The sequence below is a fragment of the Barnesiella sp. An22 genome, assembly GCF_002159975.1.
GTDB lineage: Bacteria > Bacteroidota > Bacteroidia > Bacteroidales > Barnesiellaceae > Barnesiella > Barnesiella merdigallinarum.
The window spans coordinates 113596-133872 of sequence record NZ_NFJR01000002.1; the positions used below are offsets into that span (position 1 = coordinate 113596).

Here is a 20277-nt window from a genome sequence, read left to right on the forward strand (position 1 = left end):
AAGCTCCATCTTCATAAAAAACTAAAAGCAACTACCGAACGACTACTTTGTAGCCATTGACTATGTAGAGCCCGGCAGGAAGGGTAATCTCGGTTGTGCCCCGCTCGACCTCGGCCTCGCGCACCAGTTGCCCGGTAACGGCATAGACCCGCACGGTCGTCGCCTCGGGAGCCGATACGCACACGACACCTTGCGCCCCATACACGGCCAGCGATTCGGCCCGGCCGGTCTGTATGCCCGAAGGGGTCTTCACATAGGGCTCCGACTCGTTGCCGGCGGCATCGATAGCCGTCACCACAAAGTAGTAGCCCGACTGCGTGCACGACGACACGTCGGCACTCGTCTCCCAGGTAATCTGCTGCAGATAGGTCGACTTTTCATACGTGGCAGGACTGTTGACCACCCGGCTAGGCACATAATAGAGAGCATATCGTATGGTCTCGTCGGCCCCGGGTGCCTGCCACGAAAGGGTGTTGCCAGAGAGGGTTATATCGGTAATCCGGGGGAGCGTTTGGGGTGTCTTCCACGACATGAGCGGGGTCAGGGCGGGTTGGGTAAACTTCTCCTCGGCCAGATAGTCGGCCAGACCATAGCTGAAAAACTGGGTCGTGTTGAAGAAGACATGGCCCGGAGCCCCCAGCAGGTCGGTCGACCGATTCATGTCCACCTCGAAACCGCACTCTTCGGTCCCCTGAGCAGCCGTAGCGGCTACCGACCGCTCGACCATCGAGAGGTTGTCGTATTCGCTCTCGGTGATGCGAAGCCGTTGCAGGATGCTGCGGCGTTGCGGAGCGCTCTGCGGCATGGTCGAGATGCGCATGCTCGAGTAGAAGTGGCGCCCCATCACCTCGGCCACTCCGGCCCACCAGGGCACCAGCGTCTTGTAGCCCCAGGCCCGGGTGTTGAAGCTGGGCCAGTAGCATTGCGGCGAGATGTAGTCGATGCTCTTGGCCTTCAGCCAGGCCACCCCGTCGCAATAGAGTTGCGAATAGGCGCTCGTGCCGCCGCTCGTGTTCAGGTAGTCGATGCCGTAGGCGTTGGCCACGCTCTGCGGACCGCCCCAGATACCGAAGGGCCCGATACCGAATTTCACGGTAGGCTTCGTCGCCTGAATCATACTGTATATGTCGGCCATCAAGGTGTTTACATTCTCGCGACGCCAGTCGCCCACATCCTTGCCGGCCGGTTTGTAGAGGCTCTGCGAATAGGCATCTTGGTTGGTAGTTCCCTCGTAGGGATAGAAATAGTCGTCGAAGATAACGCCGTCGACGTTGTAGTGGGTGATAATATCCTCGATGACATCGACCAGATAGGCGGTCACTTCGGGATTGCCCGGGTCGAGGATATAGCTCGACGAATACTCGAGCAACCATTCGGGGTGATTCTTGCGGATGGGGTCATCGGCCCCGTGCATGTTCTTCACGCTCTCGTAACGATAGGGATTGATCCAGGCATGCAGCTCCATGCCCCGCTTGTGTGCCTCGTCGATAGCAAATGCCAGCGGGTCGTAGCCGGGATCCTTGCCTCGCGTGCCGGTGAGGTATTGCGACCACGGCTCGTAGGCCGACTGATACAGCGCATCGCACATGGGACGCACCTGCATGTAGACGGCATTCATGCGGGCCGCCTGCATACCGTCGAGTATCTCGACCAGTGCAGCCTGCTGCTGTGCGGCCGTCTGAGTCGATTTGGGCCAGTCGATATTGCTTACCGAGGCCAGCCACGTAGCCCGTAATTCTCGTTTGGGCGATTCGGCCACGGCCGAGAATAAGAAAACCGTAGCCAACAGGATGAGGAGCAGATGTTTTTTCATGTTATTTTCAGCAGATTGGTGTGCAGGACAAAAATACACCGAAAGCGAGAGATTCATTCACTCTGTTTTGCTAAAATAAAACAAATAACATTTAAAATACATTTACACACTCTGCTCTGCCATCCCTTCTCCCACACGAGGGAAGAGAGAAATAAGCAAAAGATTCCTTATCTTTGTAGAAGATAGGATGCGACTCGACATAGCCAAACTTGAAAAACAAGTTTTCCCGTTTGTCTTTGCTCTCGCCTTTCACTATCTTTGCAGGGCCTGCACAAACAGGAGGCGACAGGTCGAAAGCCCAGAACCGGGCGTTCACTTTGCTAAGCATTCAAAACCAACTACTTGCAACAGCCGCCACCCGTTGTAGCGATATTTTTTGGGAATATAAAACAAAACAATACAAGAGCATGAGTTTACAATGTGGTATAGTCGGGCTGCCCAACGTGGGCAAATCGACTCTTTTCAACTGTTTGTCCAATGCCAAAGCGCAATCGGCAAACTTTCCGTTCTGCACCATCGAGCCCAATGTGGGAGTGATTACCGTTCCTGACGAGCGGTTGAACAAACTGGCCGAACTGGTTCATCCCCAGCGCATCGTCCCCACGACGGTCGAGATTGTCGACATCGCCGGCCTGGTGAAAGGGGCCAGTAAAGGTGAGGGTCTGGGTAACAAGTTCCTCGCCAACATTCGCGAGACCGATGCCATTCTGCACGTGCTCCGCTGCTTCGACGACGACAACATCACACACGTCGACGGCTCGGTAAACCCCGTAAGAGACAAGGAAATTATCGACTTTGAGCTGCAACTCAAGGACCTGGAGACCATCGAATCGCGCATTGCCAAGGTACAGAAACAGGCACAGACCGGCGGAGACAAGGCGGCCAAAATCGCCTACGAAGTGCTGAGCCGCTACAAAGAGGCTCTCGAGCAGGGCAAACCGGCCCGCACGGTCACCTTCGAGACCAAAGACGAGCAGAAGATTGCCCACGACCTCTTCCTGCTCACCAACAAGCCGGTAATGTACATCTGCAACGTCGACGACGCCAGCGCCGTATCGGGCAACAAATATGTCGATATGGTACGCGAAGCCGTCAAGGACGAGCATGCCCAGATACTGATTGTGGCCGCCAAGACCGAATCGGAGATTGCCGAGTTCGAAACCTACGAAGAGCGGCAGATGTTCCTCAACGAAATCGGCCTCAAGGAGTCGGGCGTATCGCGCCTCATCCGCGCCGCCTACAGCCTGCTCAACCTCGAGACCTACTTCACCGCCGGACCGCAAGAGGTGCGTGCCTGGACCTACCTGAAGGGGAGCAAGGCTCCGCAGTGTGCCGGCATCATCCACACCGACTTCGAGAAGGGCTTTATCCGCGCCGAAGTCATCAAGTATGACGACTACATCACCCTCGGGTCGGAAAACGCCTGCAAAGAGGCTGGAAAGATGTATATCGAAGGCAAGGATTATGTGGTGCAGGACGGCGACATCATGCACTTCCGCTTCAACGTGTAAGCTGCGTTGATTATCTACATACAACAAAGGCGATGAAATTCGATTTCATCGCCTTTGTTGTATCCGATGTATAGGTCCGGAAACTATCAGTGCTTCCCGGTGAGGTTCAAAATCTGGCCATAGCGGGTCTTGTCGTTCACAATCGAGCAGGCCTCGGTCAAATCCTTGTCGTCCTTGATCGACTCGATGATTTCGCCCTTCTGGTGGTAATATCGCTTCACGATTTCAATCGAGAGCAACTGGCTTATCTCGTCGCGGAAAGTCTCCAGGTCGCGGTCCAGGTCGTGATTCAGACTGGCTTCCAGCGCCTCGAACTGCTTCTGGGTCTTCTCATCGAAGTAGCCCTCGAACTTGGCCACCTCCTTCAAGTCAGAGAGGATGCGTTCGCTCTGCTTGTCGTATTTGAAGTTCTTCGACTTCACGAAGGCCTTAAACTCGTTATAGACCGAGTCGGGCAATACGAACTCCTTGGCGGGGGCAATCGTATCGTGACGAGCGGCGTATTGGTTGGCAAAGTCGAAGAAATAGAAATCGCGCATCAGGTAGTAGCCGATGTTGCCCCGACGCTCGACCGAAGTCTCTACATCGGGCTTGATGCCGCCACCGTCGCGCACAATGCGGCCGTGAGCCGTCTTGAACTCGTGCGTGAGACTGTCGGGGATACGGGCCACGCTGCCGTCGGGGTTGCGGTGCGAGTAGTCGATAGCCTGGATAAGGCGGCCGCTGGGGATATAGTAGCGGGCAATCGTCACCTTGAGCATGCCATTATAGGGCAATGGACGGGTAGACTGTACCAGCCCTTTGCCATACGAACGCGAGCCCACGATTACGGCCCGGTCGAGGTCTTGCAGCGAACCGGCTACAATCTCCGACGACGAGGCGGTACCGCCATCGATCAGTACGGCCAGCGGTATCTTTTCATCGACCGGCTCTTGGGTGGTCTTGTAGATCTTGTCCATCTTCTTGTTGCGTCCCCGGGTCGAGAGCACCTCTACCCCTTTGGGAACAAACAGGTTGACAATCTGCACGGCCTGCTCGAGTATACCGCCGCCGTTGCCTCGCAGGTCGAGCACCAGCGAGGTGATGCCCCGACGCTTCAGCTCTTGCAGAGCCCGTTTCACCTCATCGGCGGCCGAGTCGGTAAAACTGCTCAGGTAGATGTAGCCCACACTGTCGCATACCACATCGTAGTAGGGTACGGCGGGCATCTGTATCTTTTTGCGGGTCAGGTCGAAGGAGAGAAGCCCCTCGACACCCGGCCGCTCTACGGTCACCTTCAACTTGGTATTGGCCGGACCTTTCAGCCGTTCGCTCACCTTCGAGCTGCTCCAACCGGCCACCGAATCGTTGTTGATCATCACAATCTTGTCGCCCGGGCGCAGACCGGCCAATTGGGCAGGCATCCCTTCGTAGGGTTCCGATATGTAGACCGCCTTGTCGCGCTCCATAATGAGCGAACCTATGCCGGCATACTCGCCGGTGGTAGAGAAGAAGAAATCGTCCTTCTCCTTCTCGGGGATATATTCGGTATAGGGGTCGAGCCGGCCCAACATGGCATTCACCCCGTCGCCAATCGCCTTTTCGGCATTGATGGTATCGACATAAAAGAGGTTCAACTCCTTGAACAGTGCATTGAATATATCGAGATTACGCGAAACTTCGAAATCCCTCCGATCCGATTTTCCGGCCGGTGCCGCACTCACGCTCCCTGCCACGAGGGTCAGCGCACAGGCGATTCCTAAAACCAAATGTATTTTTCTCATCACTCTCTGTTTTGTCTTAGCTTTACGAAGATAGTCAATGCGACCGGTCCCCGGCAATCAAGGCGGCCACTTTTAACTTTATTTCATCCCATATCTCATCGCTCATCTTGGTACCGATTACCTTGATGACCCGGCCGGCCAACAACGAACCTATCTCGCCGCAAACATGCAGCGAGCAGTGTTGCGACAGGCCGTAGAGGAAACCCGAAGCATAGAGATCGCCGGCCCCGGTAGAATCGATGCGTACCTCGGGCGTAGCCGGTACCTCGACAATGCTATCGCCGCAACCAACGAACGACCCCTGCGCACCGCACTTGACCACCGCAATCCTGCAGCAGCGGGCCAGTGTCTCGACAGCTTGCCGCGGCTCCTCGCCCGTATAGGCCATGGCCTCCTCTTCGTTGGCAAAAAGGATGTCGACATAGTTCTCGACCAAAGTACGGATGATGGCGTAATTCTCTTTCACGACATTGTAGCTCGCCATATCGAACGAGACCTGCAACCCCAGCTCCTTGGCCAGTTGCACGGCCCGCAGAATGAGGGCTTCGTCCTGTACCAGATAGCCCTCGATGTGAAGCAGGTCGTACCCGGCAAACATCTCGGGGGTAAGCTCGTCGGCACTCAGCGTAGAGGCGGCACCCAGAAACGTACCGAACGTACGTTCGCCGTCGGGGGTAATCAGGGTCATGGCACACCCCGAAGCCTGGTCACTCTCAATCAACGAAGTTTTCACCCCGTTACGCTCCATATCTTCACGGAAGAAACGCCCATAGGCATCGCGCCCAATCTTGCCGATGAAACCACCCGACACACCCATACGGGTCACACCCGATACGGCATTGGCAGCCGAGCCACCCGAAGCCAACGTGGTTTCCAGCCCTTCGAAGACCGCCATGATTTTCAACAGACGCTCCTCGTCAATCAGTTGCATACCCCCTTTCAAAAGGCCCATCTCCTCGAAACACGAGTCGGAATGCAAACGTGCCAGCACATCGGTCAGTGCGTTTCCCAATCCTACTATCCTCATTTGCGGAAAAATTTTTTTTGCAAATATATTGCATAATTGGAAATAACCCATTACTTTTGCATCGCATTTTTAAGGAATGACATCTTCTTCAGTAGCTCAGTCGGTTAGAGCATCTGACTGTTAATCAGAGGGTCGTTGGTTCAAGTCCAACCTGAAGAGCCAAACATTTTGAAACACCTATTCTTCAGTAGCTCAGTCGGTTAGAGCATCTGACTGTTAATCAGAGGGTCGTTGGTTCAAGTCCAACCTGAAGAGCTTCCGGAGAGTTCGTTCACAAGACGAACTCTTTTTTTCACCCCAAAAACAATGAATTATGGACGATTCAAACCCGCGAGCGAACAATAGTATTCACCTCTCCCTGGAGAGCAAGTAAGGTTTGAAGGTCAAATTTTGCGGGCTCCTCTTGGGATACAAAACAAGAAAGGAGCAACGCGATGAGAAAATATCTCTTTTGTGAAGCCGGTTTCGTAGAGAAACCCAATTGGCTGCCCAACTGCTGGGTAAACGTAGAGTGCCCCACGCAAGACGATTTCGATTTCCTGAAAAACGATTTGAAGGTACCCGCCTCGTTTTTACACGACATCGCCGATACCGACGAACGGCCGCGTATCGACAACGAAGGCAACTGGCTGTTGACCATCCTGCGTATACCTATTGTCGAACGCAACAGCACCATCTCCTACACCACCGTGCCCATCGGCATCATCACCAACAACGAGATTCTCGTTTCGGTCTGCTACCGCTCGACCGACATGATTCCCGATTTCATCGAGCATACCCGCCGCAAGGAGATTGCGGTGCCCAACAAATACGAGTTCATTCTGCGGCTCATCTACTCGTCGGCCGTGTGGTACCTCAAGTACCTGAAACAGATTTACAACGAGGTGAGCTCGGCCGAAAAGGAGCTGCAACGGAGCATCCGCAACGAAGACCTGCTGCGACTGATGAACCTGCAGAAGTGCCTCGTCTACTTCAACACCTCGATTCGAGGCAACGAAATGATGATCAGCAAACTGCCCAAGATTTTCCACGAAAAGGACTACCAGAACCCCGAACTGCTCGACGACGTGATGATCGAGCTGCGGCAGGCCCACAACATGGTGAATATTTACAGCGACATCCTCACCGGCACGATGGATGCCTTTGCCTCCATCATCTCGAACAACGTGAACACCATCATGAAACGCATGACCAGCCTCTCGATTGTGCTCATGGTGCCCACGCTCATCGCCAGCTTCTACGGCATGAACGTCGACATTCACATCGAGCAGATACCGCACGCCTTCTCGCTGATCGTCTTCTTCTCGATACTGTTGTCGGCCCTGGCATTCATTATCTTCCGGAAAATCAAGTGGTTCTGACCGGTATTCCCGACGGGTGGACGGTGTAATCCCCTCCCCCGTCACCCCCTGTTCAACAACCGTCACCCCGCTGTGACCGATATACCTGCACGACGATGAAAACCCAAACGCTCTACATCACCGACCTGGACGGGACTCTGCTCAACGGCAACTCCGTGGTTTCGCCCCGCTCTACCCAGATTATCAACGACCTGCTGCACAAGGGCATGCGATTCACCGTGGCTACGGCCCGCACGCCGGCTACGGTAGTCCCGTTGCTGCAACAGCTCGACCTCGATATTCCGGCCGTGCTCATGAACGGGGCCGTACTCTACGACATCCGTCGCAAACGCTACATCCGGGCCAACGGATTCACCGACAACTCGGCCCTCAACTACATCGACCTGCTCGAGAAGCGCGACCTGGTGCCCTTTGTCTATCGCATCGACAACAACAAGCTGCACGTCTTCCACAAACCGCTGTCCAACGAGATGCAGCGCGAATTCAAACGTCAGCGCGAGAATACACCCTACAAGGATTTCGTACCCGTCGACCGCTACGCCGAGCCGCTGCTCGACCGGCCGCCGCTCTTCATCCTGGTCATCGACCGGTTCGACCGACTCGAGACCGCAGCCGCCGAGATAGGCCGGGCCGGACAATGCAGCATCTTCTGCTACCGCGACATCGTAGACCCCAGCTACGGCAACCTCGAAATCTACCCGCAGGGGGTCTCCAAGGCATCGACCGCCCAGCAGATTGTCGACCACCTCAACCCCTGGGAGGTGGTGGCCTTCGGCGACAACCTCAACGACCTGCCCCTCTTCCGCATGGCCGACCGGCGATATGCTCCCGAGAACGCCATGGACGAGGTGAAACGGCAGGCCACCGCCATCATCCCCGACAACAATCACGACGGCGTGGCCCGTTTCCTCTACGACGACTATCTCTAAACCCGCTCCGTTACAGATAAAATACAGATAGTTTACAGATAAAACATAAGCCGTAAGAGACTCACTCTCACGGCTTATATGTATATACTCTTTTAAAGTCCTACTTTTGCTTATCCACAGCATCTCCACCGCTGGCAGCCGCCTCTTCACGAACCGCTTTCTCAGCCAGCTCGGCATCGAGTTGAGCCTTCGACTTACTGGTCGTTACCACATATACGCCCAGGAATACCAGCAGAATGGCAAAGCCCTTCATCACGTCGAAGCTGTCCATGCCCCACCAGATGGCCAGCAACGAGGCCACGATAGGCTGCGTGTAGTTGTACATGCTCACAATCGTCGGGCGCAACCGCTTCTGCCCCACCGAAACCAGCATGTACGACAGGAAGGTGGCCCCGAATATGACAAAGAACAAGTCGAGGTAAATGGTGCTGTCGAGCTGGGCAAAGGGAATGCGCATCACCTCCGACCCGCCGATAGGCAGACAGCAGATGGTCGCAAACAGAAACATCCACTTCATCAAGGTAACAGGCGTATAGCGGCTGATAAGCCCCTTGAATGCCACGTAGTAAATGGCGAAGCTCACCTCGGCAATGAGGCAGAAGAGGTCGCCCATCACCCGGCCGTCCGACAGGCTGCCGCCCGACGCACTGCCGGCGCCATCCAGAATCAGAATCAGAGCCCCCGTGAGACCCATGAATACACCGATTACCTTCTTGCCCGTCATCGGCTCCTTCTGAATGAAAGCAGCCAGAATCATCGTAATGATAGGCGTCAGCGAGGCTACCACCGACGCATCGATAGGCGTCGTATAGGAGAGTCCCACCACAAAAAATCCCTGATTCAGAGTAATTCCAAACAGGGAGGCCGCAAACAGTAACAGTAAATCGCGCTTGGTCACCGACTCGCGAGGCATGAACAGGGAGGCTATCCAGAAGAAGGCAGCCGCCCCCACCATACGCATGTTGGTCAACGAAAAAGCCGATATGACACCCGTTAAAAAAATCGATTTAGAAATAGGCGACATGATTCCCCACAGGAAGTTCGCCGTAAACATGGCCGAATGGCCCTTCAATTTATCTTTCATTTCCCACTATTTTGGGCGCAAAAGTACAAAAAGTACAAATTGTTTCGTCACGAAATTCTCCACACGACACATATTTTTTCTCGAGCCACTCCACCATCCGGCCTATCCGATTATCTTTGCAGCCGTTAACTTGTGCAGCACCTGCACACGACACATACACGCAAAAACCAGACCCATGAAACTCAACCGGCTCATCACACTCCTGCTTGTTGCTACCCTCTTCGCCACCGCCTCATACGGCCAAACCCAAACGCCCATCGACATCGCCCTGTGGCCCAACGGCGCCACCGAAAGGAATGCCGACGAGGGAAAACCCTGCGACGAAAACCAACAGATATTCCAGCCCTCGATACGGGTATTTCTTCCCGAAGGCCGACGCACGGGACGTGCCGTGGTCATCTGCCCCGGAGGGGGCTACTACACCCTGGCCTACGGCCACGAAGGCTACGACTATGCCTCCTACTTTACCCACCAGGGCATCGCCCTCGTTGTGCTGAAATACCGCATGCCGCACGGCAACCACCGGGTACCTCTGGCCGACCTGTGCGAAGCCATGCGCACCGTCAAGGCCCATGCCCGGGAGTGGGGCATCGACCCCGACGACATCGGGGTGATGGGCTTCTCGGCCGGCGGGCACCTGGCCTCGACCCTGGCCACACACTACCCGCAAGAGCTGAAACCGGCCTTCCAGATACTCTTCTACCCCGTCATCTCCATGGATACGACCATCACCCACCGGGGGTCTCGCGACAACCTCATCGGACAGAATCCCGACCCACAACTTGTCGACTGTTACTCCAACGAGCTCCAGGTCGATGCCGAGACGCCTCGGGCCTTTATCGGGATCAACGTAAAAACCTGAGGAGTAAACCGTATAAAATCGTATCTTTGCGAACAATGAATCAGCAACAGATATGGAAAGCAACGGCTATCGTCTCCTTCTTCCCGAAGGGACATTGGATTATTTTATCATCTCGGATGTAAAGGAAAGCAATACGGAAATAGTAATATATCTGGAAGAGAAAAACGAAGTCCCTGAAGAACATTCAAAAATGAAAGTGGAAAGCAAGGGATTTTATGATCCTGTAGTGGTTCAGGACTTTCCGGTTCGTGGCAAGAAACTTTTCCTGAATATCCGCCGGCGCAGATGGATTGTGAAGGAAGAAGGCCGTTATGTAAGCCGCAACTGGAAGCTGATTGCAGAAGGGAGCCGTATGACGCAAGAATTTGCGTCTTTTTTAAAAGAACTATATTGATACACTTCCGGTAAGCTGCAAGCTTTTGGGATTCCTCTTCGGCGTGGACGGAGATCTTCTGGAGCGTCAGTACCGCAACCACTTGAGCGGTTACAAGAGCTGGGACCAGCTCCCCCATGCCGAAGAATGGATTCTTTTCGAGAAGAATATCGGTCCGTATGTGGGAATTGATGAGGTCAACCTTTCACAGGGAGAACTCTACACAATCCTGATAAACAAGGAGAGAAGAGGAGGATTGGGAAGTATCATTGCCATCATAAAGGGTACCGATGTAAGGATCGTCACATCCGTCCTGCTGAAGCTCTCCAGACGCAGGCGGTTTCAGGTCAGGGAGATAACCCTCGATATGGCTCCGAACATGGAGCAGACGGCACGAATCTGCTTCCCTGCCGCACGCCGTGTCACAGACCGCTTCCATGTCCAGAAACTGGCTTATGAAGCGGTTCAGGAAATGAGAGTGAAGGCACGCTGGGAAGCCCTGGATGAGGAATCCATACAGATAGCACATGCCAAAGCTTGCGGGAAAATCTATCATGCTCCGGTATTCGAGAACGGGGATTCGAGAAAGCAGCTGCTGGCAAGAAGCATCTATCTTCTCTATAAGAAGGAATCTTTATGGACCGAATCACAGCGTGTACGAGCCAAAATCCTCTTCAGAGAATATCCCGAGATAAAGAAGGCCTACTATCTTTCCATGAGACTCGGGCTGATATATCACCAGTGCAAGCATAAGGATACCGCATTGACAAGACTTGCCAGATGGTATGACGAGGTGGACAAATCGGGCTTCCTGGCTTTTGGCAGAGTGGCAAGATCCATACAGACACATTATCTGGAAATCATTAACTTCTTTGAGAGGCGTTCCACAAACGCGGCTTCTGAATCCTTCAATGCCAAAATAAAGAGCTTCCGTTCGCAGTTCAGAGGAGTAAAGGATAAAGCGTTCTTCTTGTTCAGACTAGCTAAAATTTATGCTTAATCTTATAAATCCCTCAGGTTTTTACGTTGATCCCTTTATCGCCCTCTCCGACGACGACAATGTGGTACCCGTCGAGAACAGCCTGCGCTACTACACCGCCCTGCACCGTCACCACGTGCCCGTGTCGCTGCACATCTATCCCACCGGCGGCCACGGCTGGGGCTACCAGGAGACGTTCCGATTCAAGCATGAGGTGCACAACGCCCTGGCCGACTGGCTGCGGTCGTTCTGAGGGAGGGGAGAATTTTGTCGACTAGGCCATTAGGCCGGAGAAAAAGATAGAATCCAACAAAGAAAAGAGGCTGCAACCCTGCGGTTACAGCCTCTTCGATCTTGTACCCAGAGCCGGGATCGAACCGGCATGGAGGTTAATCCACTGGTGTTTGAGACCAGCGCGTCTACCGATTCCGCCATCTGGGCAGAAAAGACGTGGCAAAGGTAAGGATAGATTTTGAATGCGCCAAATAATCTGTGTTTTTTTTCAAAAAAAGTTGATTGATACATCTTTCTAATAAAAAATAATTACATTAGCGGAATAATTAACATAAAAAAATGGCTCGCCCATGGAAAATAGATATTGCGTAATTATGGGAGGCGGCGTGGGAAGCCGCTTTTGGCCGTTCAGCCGAAACAACAGACCGAAACAATTTCTCGATTTCTTCGGAATTGGGCGTTCGTTGCTCCAAATGAGTTTCGACCGTTTCGCCAAAATCATACCCAAGGATCACATCTTCATCGTCACCAACGAAATCTATGTCGACCTGATCAAGGAACAGCTCCCCGACCTGCCGGCCGAGAATATTCTTTTGGAGCCGGCTCGCCGCAACACGGCTCCTTGTATTGCCTGGGCCTCGTATCATATCCGGGCAATCAACCCCAAGGCCAACATCGTGGTGGCTCCCTCCGATCACCTCATTCTCAAGGAGGATGAGTTTGCCCGCTGCGTAAATCAGGGTCTCGAATTCGTAGCTAAATATCCGGCTCTGCTCACACTGGGTATCAAGCCCAACCGACCCGAAACGGGATATGGCTACATACAGATTGGCGAGGATGCCGAAGGTGACATCAAAACGGTAAAGACCTTTACCGAGAAACCCAACCTCGAGTTTGCCAAGATGTTTGTCGAGAGCGGCGAATTCTTCTGGAACTCGGGTATATTTATCTGGAATGTACAGACGATTATCAACGCCTTCCAGAGATTCCTGCCCGATATTTCCAACCGGTTCGAAGAGCATAACGAGGTATTCAATACGCCGGCCGAGAAACAGTTTATCGACGAGAATTTTGCGGCTTGTCCCAACATTTCGATCGACTTTGGTGTGATGGAGAAGGCCTCGAACGTATTCGTTCTCTGTGCCGACTTCGGCTGGAGCGACCTGGGTTCGTGGAGCGCCCTGTATGACCACTCGCCCAAAAACAAAGACGGCAACGTGGCCCAGGGATGCAAGACCCTGCTCTACAACACCACAAACAACGTCATTGCCGTGAAGGGCGACAAGCTGGTGGTTGTCGAGGGGCTGAAGGACTACATCATTGCCGAGGCCGACAACGTGCTGCTCATTTGCCCCAAGAGCGAGGAGCAGAAAATTAAACAGTTTGTAACCGACGCCAAGATGGCTTTCGACGATACCTACATCTAAACCGTCGTACAGCGTCGACACGATACAGGAAGAGCCGGAGGTTTTCCTCCGGCTCTTCCTGTTATTTGGCGTACACCAAACGATCTCGATTAAAAGAATTTGGTGGGGACGCCCCAAATGTCGGAGAGCAGGTTGTTGGCCAACCGGCTGGCACCGATTCTGAAGTGCTCGTTGTTGAGCCATTGCTCGCCCAGCACCTCTTTTACCACGCAATAATATTTCACGGCGTCGACCGTCGTAGAGATGCCTCCGGCCGGTTTGAAACCAATCATGGTTCCCGTCTGCTCGTAGTACTCCTTGATGGCCTGGCACATCACATAGGCAGCCTCGAGCGTAGCGGCGGGCTCGGTTTTACCGGTCGATGTCTTGATGAAATCGGCACCCGAATAGATGGACAGCAGCGAGGCCTTCTTGATATTCGAAGCCGTCTTCAAGGCACCCGATTCGAGGATAACCTTCAGATGCGACTCCTTGCAGGCGTGTTTCAGCTCCTCGATCTCCTGGCACATCTCTTCGTAATTCCCGGCCAGGAAGTTGCCTACGTTGATTACAATATCAATCTCGTCGGCCCCGTCGGCAACGGCCAGAGCCGTCTCGGCTACCTTCACCTCGGTAAAGGTCTGCGACGAGGGGAAACCGCCCGATACGGCAGCAATATTCACGGCCGACACGTCGAGGTTGGCGCGAACGGTTCCGGCAAAGTTGGGATAGACACAAATGGCAGCCACGTTGTCCATCTCGGGATGCTCCTCTTCAAAATCGTTCACCCGCTTGGTCATGCGCGTAATCGACTCGGTGTTATCCTCGGTATGCAGCGACGTCAGGTCGATGCAGTGGAACAAAAACTTGTACACATCGGGTGTACTGTTTGCGGCCAGATTGTCGCGAACGATTTTCTCTACGGCAGCCGCTACTTGGGCATCGTCCAAATCGGTGTTGTACCGACTCAACATTTCTTCATATTTGTCCAGTTTATTCTCCATGTTTGGTCAGTTTAGGATTATTGATATGTCTTGTTTTATCTCGATTGGTTTTCTTCTCGATATTCTTTTCGAATGCAGCGGTCAGGTCCACGCCCGTCTGGTTGGCCAGGCAGAGCAGCACCCAGAAGACGTCGCACAACTCGTCCGACAGGTCGCTCTGCGCCTCTTCGCCCGGCTTGAACGACTGGTCGCCGTAGCGGCGCGAAATGATACGGGCCACCTCGCCCACCTCTTCGGTCAGGATGGCCATATTGGTCAGCTCGCTGAAGTACCGCACCCCCACACTCTTGATCCAGGCGTCTACCTGTTCTTGTGCCTCTTTGATTGTCATATTTCCTTACTCTTTGTTTTTGGTATCCATGCAAATGGTCACCGGGCCGTCATTTATCAATTCTACCTGCATGTCAGCGCCGAAAACACCCGTGGCGACCTGTCGGCCCACCTCCTCGGAGAAACGCCGGCAGAAGGCCTCGTACATAGGCACAGCCACCTCGTGACCCGCAGCGCGTATGTACGACGGGCGGTTCCCCTTCTTGGTCGAGGCCAGCAGCGTAAACTGGCTCACCACCATGGCCTCGCCGCCCACATCGAGCAACGAGCGGTTCATCACCCCGTTTTCATCGTCGAAAATGCGCAGGTTGGCACACTTCTTAACCAGCCATTCAAGCTCCGAAAGCTCGTCGCTCTCTTCCACGCCCAGCAAAATCAAGAGCCCCCGACCGATTGACGAATGCAACTCACCGCCTATCGTTACCGAAGCCCGCTTTACCCGTTGAACAACTACTCTCATGTGAAACTCTCCATTTTTATCGGTGCAGATGTCGAGCCTATCCCCCACCCGATCTTAACCGACCGGCGCAGTTCATACTCCCCTCTGCGTAAAGCACAAAGATAATACAAACGACAACAGAAACAAATTTTATTTCATCCGTCTCCCTCAGGTCAGCGATAAGCTATCGCTTCCCAATTAAACGGAATTGCCTTTGTATGGTATATTTATAATACTGATAATCAACTATATAAAAATCAAACCAGATGTTCTTTGATGATGCGGGCCTTGGCCTCGCCCACCACCGAGGCCAAATCGGCCTCCGACGCCTCTTTGATGCGCTTCACACTCTTGAAGTGCGTCAACAGCGCATCGCGGGTTTTTGGCCCTATTCCGGCAATGGAATCGAGAGCCGACTTCACCTGCCCCTTGCTCCGCTTGTTGCGGTGGAAGGTTATACCGAACCGGTGAGCCTCGTCGCGCATGTGCTGAATCACCCGCAGCGACTCCGAATTTTTGTCGATATAGAGCGGCAGCGAATCACCGGGAAAATAGATTTCTTCCAACCGCTTGGCAATACCCACGATGGGCACCTTGCCCCGCAGGCCCAACGCCTCGAGCGACTCCAGTGCAGCACTCAACTGCCCCTTGCCGCCATCGACTATGATCAACTGGGGCAGCTCCTCCCCTTCGTCGAGCAACCGACGATAACGACGATAGATAATTTCGCGCATCGAAGCAAAGTCGTCGGGACCCACCACGGTCTTAATATCGAAATGTCGGTAATCTTTTTTCGAGGGTTTCCCCTTCTTGAAGACCACGCACGAAGCCACCGGATTGGTGCCTTGGATATTGGAGTTATCGAAACACTCCATATGCCACGGCAGTTCGGGCAAACGAAAATCTTGCTGTATGCGCGAGAGCACCCGCATCACCCGCTGCTCGGGATTCAGCTTTTCGTTTTGCTTCAGCCGGTCTATCTTGTACTGCTTCACGTTCTGCTCCGAGACCGCCAGCAATTTCTTCTTATCACCCCGTTGCGGAACCACAAATTCCACATCGTCGAAACTCGACTCGGGCAGGAAGGGAACCAGAGCCTCCCGGGCCTTACTGCCAAACCGCGACCTCAGCTCGGCAATACCCAGCGACAGAATTTCGGGAGCCGATTCATCGAGTTTTTTCTTATACTCGATGGTGATACTTTGTACAATCGACCCACCCCGCACGTGCATATAGTTGACGAAAGCTACCCCCTCGTCTTCATCGTAAGAAAAGACATCGATCTCGTGCAACGACGGATTTACGATAACCGACTTGGCCTTATATTTCTCGATTAAATCGTACTTCTCCTTAATCGCCTGCGCCTCCTCGAAACGAAGCTCGGCCGACAGGCTCTGCATCTCCTCCAACAGGTGACGACTCAACTGGTGAATATCGCCGTTGAGAATCTGGCGCACCTGCTCGATATAACCGTCGTACTCCTGTTCCGAAATCTTCCCCTCGCAACACCCTTTACAGTTTTTGATGTGGTATTGCAGACAGACCCGGAACCGTTTTTTTGCGATGTTTTCGGGGGTAAGCGCATAGTTGCAGGTGCGTATCGGATAGAGCTCGCGTATCAACGCCAGCACCGTCTTGGCCAAATGCACGTTGGCATACGGGCCATAATATTTCGAGCCATCCTTATTCACCCTACGGGTAAGAAATACCCGTGGAAAATGCTCGTTCCGCAAGCAAATCCACGGGTAAGTTTTATCGTCCTTGAGCAAGACATTGTAACGCGGCTTGTACTCCTTGATCAGACTGTTTTCGAGATGCAGAGCATCCTCTTCGGTCTTCACGACGATATACTGCAAGTCATAGATATTCTTCACCAGCATATTCGTCTTGGCCGAATCGTGCACCTTGTTGAAGTACGAAGAGACCCGACGCTTCAGGTTCTTCGCCTTCCCCACATAGATAATCTTGCCCGTCTTGTCGAAATACTGATACACGCCAGGTGTATCGGGCAAGAGGGCAAGTTTGTTCTTAATATTTTCGTTTTTCTCGATCAATCCGTATCAATATTTGATAAGAGCCTCTACCTCGACATCGTCGGGGAAAGCCTCGCGGCCCTTCAAGAACTCCAGTTCGACCAGGAAATTGACATAGATTTTTTTCGGATTAAACCGTTTCACCAGCTTATAGGCAGCCAGCATGGTTCCACCCGTTGCCAGCAAATCGTCGTGCAACAGGACCACGTCGTTTTCGCAAAGGGCATCCTTGTGAATCTCGATTACATCTACCCCATACTCCTTGGTATAACTCTCCTGCCAGGTCTCGGCGGGCAGCTTGCCCGGTTTACGCATGGGCACAAATCCGGCCCCGATGCGGGTAGCCACAATAGGTCCCATGATAAAACCACGCGACTCTATACCCACCACTTTGGTTATCCCCTTCTCGGCATACATACGGGTGAGCATATCCGACAACTCTTTCAAGCAGTCGGGCTCTTTGAATACCGTTGTCAAATCTCTAAATACAATTCCCTTTTGCGGGAAATCGACCACGTCGCGAATCTTGCTTTTAATAATCTCTAAACTCATTTTTTATTCTTGTTATTTTGTTTGTCCTTCCCTTTTGTAATAAGGCTTTGCCCGATTTTGTTTCACGTGAAACATCAACGTCCGCACAGCAGCAACAAGATGTTTATATCGCTCGGCGAGATGCCTGGTATACGCGAAGCCTGTGCGATGGTTTCGGGGTCGATTCGTTCCAGTTTCTGACGGGCTTCGGTCGACAGCGCATGTATCTCGCTATACTTGAATCGTCCTTTTATGCGAATATGTTCAAGTCGGGCTATCTTCTCGGCAATCATCTTTTCGCGATCGATATAGCCCTGATACTTCATCTTTATCTCGGCAGCTTCTACAATTTCGTCGCGTCGGTTTTTGATTGAATCCAACTCCCGTTTCAAAGCCGGAACCAGTTGCGAGAGCTGTGCCAAATCGAGCTGCGGACGTAAAACCAAGTCAATCAACCGCACTCCCTGTTTCAGCGGCGTAGTACCCAAAGCCTCCAGCCCGGCGTTGATATAGGCCGGTTTTATCGAATAATGTTCGGCAAAATGGATTAAATGGTCTATCCTATCCCGCTTCTCCCGCAACAAATCGTAGCGGTCAGACTTGGCCAACCCCAACCGATAAGAGCGCTCGGTCAACCGCATGTCGGCATCGTCCTGACGCAGCAAGATACGGTATTCGGCCCGCGACGTAAACATACGATAGGGCTCGTCGACACCCTTGGTCACCAGGTCGTCGATGAGCACACCGATATAAGCCTCGTCGCGACCCAGCGTGAAAGGTGTACCGCCGTGACAGTTGATGTGAGCGTTTATACCGGCAATAAGCCCCTGCCCTCCGGCCTCTTCGTAACCGGTCGTTCCGTTTATCTGACCGGCAAAAAAGAGGTTGGCAATCTGCTTGGTCTCGAGGTTATGGTTCAGCTGGGTGGGGTCGAAATAGTCGTATTCGATGGCATATCCCGGTCGATAAATGCGCACGTCGCGCAACGCCGGAATCGCCTGCAAAGCCCGCACCTGCACATCGAGCGGAAGCGACGAAGAGAAGCCGTTGAGGTAATACTCCTGCGTCGTCTCGCCCTCGGGTTCGAGAAAGAGCTGGTGCTCCGTTTTATCGGGGAAAGTCACGATTTTGGTCTCGATACTGGGGCAATAACGGGGCCCGATACTCTGGATTTGCCCGTTGTAAAGGGGCGAATCGGGCAACCCGGCACGAAGAATATCGTGCACGTGCTCGTTGGTATAGATGGTCCAGCAACTGCGCTGTTTCAACGGACGGGGCTGAAAATCGAGGAACGAGAATTTATGGAAATCGTTCTCGCCCCGCTGCTCGGCCGCCTCTTCGAAGTGGATGCTGCGGCCGTCGATACGCACCGGAGTACCCGTTTTCATACGGCCGGCCGTAAAGCCCAGTTCGACCAATTGCTCGGTGATTCCGTACGAAGCCGGCTCCGAAATACGACCGCCACGCAACTTGGTGCGGCCGATGTGCATCAGACCGTTCATAAAGGTACCGGTCGTGAGCACCACGCATTTGGCGGTAAAGGTTACATTCATGGCCGTAACTACGCCCGTTACCCTTCCGTCTTTTACAAGAATCTGATTTACAGAATCTTGCCACATATACAAGTTGTCTGTATTCTCGAGAATCGAACGCCAGGTCGTGATGAACTTGGCGCGGTCGCTCTGCGAACGGGGGCTCCACATGGCAGGCCCTTTCGAGCGGTTCAACATCCGGAACTGGATGGCCGTCTCGTCGGTCACAATACCCATGAAACCACCTAAAGCATCGATTTCGCGAACAATCTGACCCTTGGCAATTCCACCCACGGCCGGATTGCAGCTCATCTGAGCTATCTTGTTCATATCCATTGTGATAAGCAAGGTCTTCGAACCCAGATTGGCCGAAGCGCATGCCGCTTCGCAACCGGCATGACCGGCACCCACCACGATTACATCGTAATTAAAATCCATTGTATTGTATTTCTCCATGACCTATGGGGAGAAAAAGCGAACGCTTCCCCACCCCCCTGGTCATATCTGTTTCTCGATTATCTCAGTTTCAGAGCCTCGTCTTCACAACGGGTCATCGCTTCGCGCTCACCCGGTCCTTTATCGTTGATTCCGCACAAGTGCAGAATACCGTGTATGATGATGCGATGGAGCTCCTCGTCGTAGTCGGTCCCAAACTGTTCGGCATTGGAACGGACCGTATCCACACTGATGAAAATATCGCCGCTTATCTTATCGCCCTCGGTATAGTCGAAGGTGATGACATCGGTATAATAGTCATGCTGCAAATAGGCCTTGTTCACCTCGAGAATCTTCTCGTCGGAGCAAAAAATATAGGCTATATCGCCGCATTTTTTCCCGTACCCCGAAGCGACCCGACGAATCCAATCGGTCGTTTCTCTCTTTTTTATCGCCGGCATCTTGACATCTTCGGCAAAATAACTCACAGCCATAACTCGTACTTTTTTATATTCTTATTGTCACCGCAAAGATAGTGCAAACCCGGGGGAGAAGCAAGTATATTCGTGCAGGAGAGGTATTCACAACCTCCTGAAAAGGTCAGACCGTTCTACCCTGCTCCAGATTGTTT

At 53.1% G+C, this 20277-nt stretch carries 19 protein-coding genes and 3 tRNA genes; 10 read left to right on the forward strand and 12 right to left on the reverse strand.

What is annotated here, in order from left to right; translation table 11 throughout:
- Positions 1-31: 31 nt before the first annotated feature.
- On the reverse strand, positions 32-1813 hold the full coding sequence (locus B5F38_RS03045; RefSeq protein WP_158096832.1) for a family 10 glycosylhydrolase: 1782 nt from the start codon (positions 1811-1813) through the stop codon (positions 32-34).
- Positions 1814-2220: 407 nt separating this feature from the next.
- Here B5F38_RS03045 and ychF point away from each other — a divergent pair, with 407 nt between their 5' ends.
- Entirely contained in the window at positions 2221-3324 is a 1104-nt protein-coding gene (gene ychF / locus B5F38_RS03050; RefSeq protein WP_087407859.1) for a redox-regulated ATPase YchF, read from the forward strand.
- Positions 3325-3410: 86 nt separating this feature from the next.
- Here ychF and B5F38_RS03055 read toward each other — a convergent pair whose 3' ends face one another.
- The gene (locus tag B5F38_RS03055) at positions 3411-5087 is read right to left on the reverse strand and encodes a S41 family peptidase (protein WP_087407860.1); all 1677 of its coding nucleotides are present in this window, start codon (positions 5085-5087) and stop codon (positions 3411-3413) included.
- A gap of 34 nt (positions 5088-5121) precedes the next feature.
- Positions 5122-6114: an adenosine kinase gene (locus B5F38_RS03060; protein WP_241147795.1), complete on the reverse strand. Its 993-nt coding sequence runs from the start codon at positions 6112-6114 to the stop codon at positions 5122-5124.
- Between the two features lie 85 nt (positions 6115-6199).
- Here B5F38_RS03060 and B5F38_RS03065 point away from each other — a divergent pair.
- The 4 genes from B5F38_RS03065 (at position 6200) to B5F38_RS03080 (ending at position 8404) form a co-directional block, all read left to right on the forward strand.
- Positions 6200-6276 (forward strand) — tRNA-Asn (locus B5F38_RS03065).
- 19 nt (positions 6277-6295) lie between these two features.
- Positions 6296-6369: transfer RNA gene (locus tag B5F38_RS03070), tRNA-Asn, on the forward strand.
- A 179-nt stretch (positions 6370-6548) separates the two neighbouring features.
- Positions 6549-7475 (forward strand): magnesium transporter CorA family protein, encoded by a 927-nt coding sequence (locus B5F38_RS03075; protein WP_087407862.1) that lies wholly within the window; start codon positions 6549-6551, stop codon positions 7473-7475.
- A gap of 95 nt (positions 7476-7570) precedes the next feature.
- The gene (locus tag B5F38_RS03080; RefSeq protein ID WP_087407863.1) at positions 7571-8404 is read left to right on the forward strand and encodes an HAD family hydrolase; all 834 of its coding nucleotides are present in this window, start codon (positions 7571-7573) and stop codon (positions 8402-8404) included.
- A 100-nt stretch (positions 8405-8504) separates the two neighbouring features.
- On the opposite strand, the gene B5F38_RS03085 is transcribed toward B5F38_RS03080, so the two are convergent.
- Entirely contained in the window at positions 8505-9488 is a 984-nt protein-coding gene (locus B5F38_RS03085) for a DMT family transporter (RefSeq protein WP_087407864.1), read from the reverse strand.
- 175 nt (positions 9489-9663) lie between these two features.
- On the opposite strand from B5F38_RS03085, the gene B5F38_RS03090 reads away from it, so the two are divergent.
- Genes B5F38_RS03090 through B5F38_RS03105 form a run of 4 tightly spaced genes read left to right on the forward strand, consistent with a single transcriptional unit; the run spans position 9664 to position 11955 of the window.
- Positions 9664-10350 carry an alpha/beta hydrolase gene (locus B5F38_RS03090; protein ID WP_087407865.1) on the forward strand — a complete coding sequence of 229 codons (687 nt, stop codon included), beginning with the start codon at positions 9664-9666 and terminating at the stop codon, positions 10348-10350.
- A 52-nt stretch (positions 10351-10402) separates the two neighbouring features.
- Positions 10403-10744 (forward strand): hypothetical protein, encoded by a 342-nt coding sequence (locus B5F38_RS03095; protein WP_087407866.1) that lies wholly within the window; start codon positions 10403-10405, stop codon positions 10742-10744.
- Between the two features lie 58 nt (positions 10745-10802).
- Complete coding sequence (locus B5F38_RS03100; RefSeq protein WP_206422469.1) at positions 10803-11723, forward strand: transposase; 921 nt, start codon at positions 10803-10805, stop codon at positions 11721-11723.
- Positions 11716-11955: a prolyl oligopeptidase family serine peptidase gene (locus B5F38_RS03105; protein ID WP_087407867.1), complete on the forward strand. Its 240-nt coding sequence runs from the start codon at positions 11716-11718 to the stop codon at positions 11953-11955. Before B5F38_RS03100 ends, B5F38_RS03105 begins: the two co-directional genes overlap by 8 nt.
- 104 nt (positions 11956-12059) lie before the next feature.
- On the opposite strand, the gene B5F38_RS03110 is transcribed toward B5F38_RS03105, so the two are convergent.
- Positions 12060-12143 (reverse strand) — tRNA-Leu (locus tag B5F38_RS03110).
- Between the two features lie 143 nt (positions 12144-12286).
- Between B5F38_RS03110 and B5F38_RS03115 the strand changes: the two genes are divergently transcribed.
- Complete coding sequence (locus tag B5F38_RS03115) at positions 12287-13363, forward strand: mannose-1-phosphate guanylyltransferase (protein WP_087407868.1); 1077 nt, start codon at positions 12287-12289, stop codon at positions 13361-13363.
- Positions 13364-13452: 89 nt separating this feature from the next.
- Here the strand turns inward: B5F38_RS03115 and deoC are convergent, their stop codons facing one another.
- From deoC to ybeY, 7 genes are all read right to left on the reverse strand, one after another.
- The gene (deoC, locus tag B5F38_RS03120; protein WP_087407869.1) at positions 13453-14346 is read right to left on the reverse strand and encodes a deoxyribose-phosphate aldolase; all 894 of its coding nucleotides are present in this window, start codon (positions 14344-14346) and stop codon (positions 13453-13455) included.
- Positions 14336-14677 carry a nucleotide pyrophosphohydrolase gene (locus B5F38_RS03125; RefSeq protein WP_087407870.1) on the reverse strand — a complete coding sequence of 114 codons (342 nt, stop codon included), beginning with the start codon at positions 14675-14677 and terminating at the stop codon, positions 14336-14338. The genes deoC and B5F38_RS03125 overlap by 11 nt, the downstream gene beginning before the upstream one ends.
- Positions 14678-14683: 6 nt before the next feature.
- A complete protein-coding gene (dtd, locus tag B5F38_RS03130) occupies positions 14684-15136 on the reverse strand; it encodes a D-aminoacyl-tRNA deacylase (protein ID WP_087407871.1) in 453 nt (150 codons plus the stop codon).
- Between the two features lie 236 nt (positions 15137-15372).
- Entirely contained in the window at positions 15373-17169 is a 1797-nt protein-coding gene (gene uvrC, locus B5F38_RS03135; RefSeq protein ID WP_087407872.1) for an excinuclease ABC subunit UvrC, read from the reverse strand.
- Positions 17170-17175: 6 nt separating this feature from the next.
- Positions 17176-17700 carry an adenine phosphoribosyltransferase gene (locus tag B5F38_RS03140; protein WP_087407873.1) on the reverse strand — a complete coding sequence of 175 codons (525 nt, stop codon included), beginning with the start codon at positions 17698-17700 and terminating at the stop codon, positions 17176-17178.
- Between the two features lie 74 nt (positions 17701-17774).
- Positions 17775-19649, reverse strand: a complete 1875-nt coding sequence (mnmG, locus tag B5F38_RS03145) for a tRNA uridine-5-carboxymethylaminomethyl(34) synthesis enzyme MnmG (protein WP_087407874.1) — start codon at positions 19647-19649, stop codon at positions 17775-17777.
- Between the two features lie 77 nt (positions 19650-19726).
- The gene (ybeY, locus tag B5F38_RS03150; RefSeq protein WP_087407875.1) at positions 19727-20140 is read right to left on the reverse strand and encodes an rRNA maturation RNase YbeY; all 414 of its coding nucleotides are present in this window, start codon (positions 20138-20140) and stop codon (positions 19727-19729) included.
- Positions 20141-20277: the final 137 nt, after the last annotated feature.

What these genes read in the sequence shown, in the direction of transcription:
- B5F38_RS03045 (WP_158096832.1), bottom strand. Translation starts at nt 1,813, where the DNA reads ATGAAAAAACATCTGCTCCTCATCCTGTTGGCTACGGTTTTCTTATTC.
- ychF (WP_087407859.1), top strand. Translation starts at nt 2,221, where the DNA reads ATGAGTTTACAATGTGGTATAGTCGGGCTGCCCAACGTGGGCAAATCG.
- B5F38_RS03055 (WP_087407860.1), bottom strand. Translation starts at nt 5,087, where the DNA reads ATGAGAAAAATACATTTGGTTTTAGGAATCGCCTGTGCGCTGACCCTC.
- B5F38_RS03060 (WP_241147795.1), bottom strand. Translation starts at nt 6,114, where the DNA reads ATGAGGATAGTAGGATTGGGAAACGCACTGACCGATGTGCTGGCACGT.
- B5F38_RS03075 (WP_087407862.1), top strand. Translation starts at nt 6,549, where the DNA reads ATGAGAAAATATCTCTTTTGTGAAGCCGGTTTCGTAGAGAAACCCAAT.
- B5F38_RS03080 (WP_087407863.1), top strand. Translation starts at nt 7,571, where the DNA reads ATGAAAACCCAAACGCTCTACATCACCGACCTGGACGGGACTCTGCTC.
- B5F38_RS03085 (WP_087407864.1), bottom strand. Translation starts at nt 9,488, where the DNA reads ATGAAAGATAAATTGAAGGGCCATTCGGCCATGTTTACGGCGAACTTC.
- B5F38_RS03090 (WP_087407865.1), top strand. Translation starts at nt 9,664, where the DNA reads ATGAAACTCAACCGGCTCATCACACTCCTGCTTGTTGCTACCCTCTTC.
- B5F38_RS03095 (WP_087407866.1), top strand. Translation starts at nt 10,403, where the DNA reads ATGGAAAGCAACGGCTATCGTCTCCTTCTTCCCGAAGGGACATTGGAT.
- B5F38_RS03105 (WP_087407867.1), top strand. Translation starts at nt 11,716, where the DNA reads ATGCTTAATCTTATAAATCCCTCAGGTTTTTACGTTGATCCCTTTATC.
- B5F38_RS03115 (WP_087407868.1), top strand. Translation starts at nt 12,287, where the DNA reads ATGGAAAATAGATATTGCGTAATTATGGGAGGCGGCGTGGGAAGCCGC.
- deoC (WP_087407869.1), bottom strand. Translation starts at nt 14,346, where the DNA reads ATGGAGAATAAACTGGACAAATATGAAGAAATGTTGAGTCGGTACAAC.
- B5F38_RS03125 (WP_087407870.1), bottom strand. Translation starts at nt 14,677, where the DNA reads ATGACAATCAAAGAGGCACAAGAACAGGTAGACGCCTGGATCAAGAGT.
- dtd (WP_087407871.1), bottom strand. Translation starts at nt 15,136, where the DNA reads ATGAGAGTAGTTGTTCAACGGGTAAAGCGGGCTTCGGTAACGATAGGC.
- B5F38_RS03140 (WP_087407873.1), bottom strand. Translation starts at nt 17,700, where the DNA reads ATGAGTTTAGAGATTATTAAAAGCAAGATTCGCGACGTGGTCGATTTC.
- mnmG (WP_087407874.1), bottom strand. Translation starts at nt 19,649, where the DNA reads ATGGATTTTAATTACGATGTAATCGTGGTGGGTGCCGGTCATGCCGGT.
- ybeY (WP_087407875.1), bottom strand. Translation starts at nt 20,140, where the DNA reads ATGGCTGTGAGTTATTTTGCCGAAGATGTCAAGATGCCGGCGATAAAA.